The 2763-nt window shown below is 39.3% G+C and carries 1 protein-coding gene; it reads left to right on the top strand.

The annotated features are described in order from the left end of the window. On the top strand, nt 1-2763 hold a 2763-nt coding region (locus G6W42_RS10325), incomplete at both ends, for an Ig-like domain-containing protein (RefSeq protein WP_194173931.1).

Raw genomic sequence — 2763 nt, 5'->3', positions numbered from 1 at the left:
CAGAAGATAATGATCCAAAAGATGGAAAAATTTCTGATAAAGAGAATAAGGCTGGCGATGGTGATGCTGGTAAAACAACAGCTGAAGTCATCATTCCACAAGATGGCAGCGTAAAACCAGGTGATAAACTTATCGTTAAAGACAACAGCGATAAGCCAAAAGAGCACGTGATCACAGATAAAGATATTGAAAATGGTAAAGTTGAAATTTCAGTTGATATTAAAACAGGCGATAAGACAACTATAACAGCAGAGATCATCAATCCAAATAACCCTAACAACCCAGGCAAGGATAGCAAGGTGATAGGTGAGGCTTCAAGCACTGTTAAAGTAACAATTGATGAGATCATCGATGATGTAACTGGTGGTGTAGTAAATGGTGATGTTAAAAATGGTCTAACAAATGATAACATACCAACATTCAAAGGTAGTGCAGCACCAGGTGCAACAGTAGAAATTTATGAGAGCTTCTTAACAACTACAGAAAAAACTCTAGTTGGTAAAATAGTAGCTGACGCTAATGGCAAATGGAGCTTTACTCCAACTGAAGCTATGGGTGATGGCCTACACTACTTCGAAGCACATGCTACTGATAGTGCAGGTAATAAATCAATCACACCTAAGGTTGAGCTAGATGTAGATGCAACAGCTCCAAGTGTTGAAAACCTAAAAGTAAGCCCACTAGATATTAGCAACCCAGCTGACAACACTCCAGAAAAAGGTAGAGTAGAGGGTAGCTCTGATACACAAGACGCCAAGATCGTTGTTAAAGATGAAGCTGGTAATGTAATTGGCGAAGGTAAAGTAGGTGGAGATGGCAAATTTGTTATAGATACTACTAAACCACTAAACCCAGGCGATAAAGTAAAAGTAGAGATCACTGATGAAGCTGGCAACACTGGTAAAGGTAGTGCAGTAACAGGTAATGATATCATCCATACTCATGCTACAACTCAAGTAACAATCGACGAAATTTATGATGACGTAGCTGGTGGTGTAGTAAATGGTGATGTTAAAAATGGTCTAACAAACGATAATCTACCAACATTCAAAGGTAGTGCAGCTCCTGGTGCAACAGTAGAAATTTATGAGAGCTTCTTAACAACTACAGAAAAAACTCTAGTTGGTAAAATAGTAGCTGACGCTAATGGCAAATGGAGCTTTACTCCAACTGAAGCTATGGGTGATGGCCTACACTACTTCGAAGCACATGCTACTGATAGTGCAGGTAATAAATCAATCACACCTAAGGTTGAGCTAGATGTAGATGCAACAGCTAATGCTCCAGTAATAAATGCTGTAAATGACGATGTAGATAGCCACACTGGCAACGTTTTAGACGCTAAAACAAAAGTTGCTCTAACAAACGACAGCACACCAACTCTTGAGGGATATGCTGAGCCTAACTCGGTAGTAACTATATATGAAATTAGTGAACTAAGTGGCGATAAGAGAGCTATAGGAACTACTACAGCTGATAAGCATGGTGGTTGGAAATTTGAACTACCTCAACTAGAAGATGGCGAGTATCAATACACTACAAGAATACAAGATAAAGCTGGAAATATCTCAGACTTCTCAGAAACTGTGATAGTTAATGTCGACCTAGTAGCTCCGTCTGAGCCAACAATCACATTTGTTGAAGATATCAATAAAAAAGATGGCAAGCTAAATAAAGCAGAGAACGGCAAAGATGGTGACAATGCTAGCACAACAGCTCAAATTTCTGTTCCAGGTGATGCTGAAGAAAACGATGTGATCCACTACACTGTAAATGGTGAGGAAAAAACACATACTATAACTTACAATGACAGAGTAGCTGGCTACATAGAAGTTAAAGTACCAGTGATCGATGGACAAGCTTCAACTATCACAGCTAAGATCGTTGATCAAGCAGGTAACTCTAGTGAAATGGTAAAAGAGAGCATAAGCTCAGACTTTACAGCTCCTAATGTCCAGATCACAGGAATTATTGACAACGTACCAGGCGGTACATATAAAGACAACGTTGCAGGTACTTCGACAAATGATAACAAGCCAACTATCAAAGGTATAGCTGATACAAATCAAGAAGTGGTTATCTATGATACTGATAAAGAGATAGGTAGAGTTAAAGCTGATAAAGATGGCAAATGGGAATTTAAACCAATCGACTATAAAGAGCCACTAGCAGATCTTGTTGGTCGCGTTCACGTCATAAAAGCTGTGGTTACAGATGCAGCTGGCAACTCTAGTGAAGCAACTTCTGCACTAGAAGTTGATACAACTGTTGGTACACCAAAAGTTAAATTTAAAGAAGATTTAAATAGCAATGAGGTCCTAAGCGTAGAAGAGGCAAAAGCCTTAACAGATGGCAAACTTCACTGGATTGTTGAGATCCCAACTGACGGCGTTAGCGTAAAAGCTGGTGATATACTACAAGTATACGGACAAGATGGTAAGTGGAAAAATGCTACATTTATAACCAAAGAGGATATCACAAAAGGTTTTGTTGAGAGAGACGGCTTTGTTATGGATCTACCAAAAGGCAATGGAGCACAAAGTCCAGCTTATAGGATAGTAGATAAAGTCGGCAACGAGAGCGAAGGTAATTTTGCAAACTTGGTATATGACAAAGAACTAACTCGCCAACCAAGTAACCCATCTATCACATTCCCAGAAGATAAAAACGGTGACCACAAAATCTCTGACAAAGAGAACAAAGAAGGTGACAAAGATGCTGGCAAAACAACAGCTGAAATTTCTATACCAAAAGATGGCAGCG

It is taken from the genome of Campylobacter concisus (assembly GCF_015230015.1).
GTDB lineage: Bacteria > Campylobacterota > Campylobacteria > Campylobacterales > Campylobacteraceae > Campylobacter_A > Campylobacter_A concisus_AF.
The sequence above is the reverse complement of the archived record's forward strand: the minus strand, read 5'-3'. Positions and strand labels throughout refer to the sequence as shown.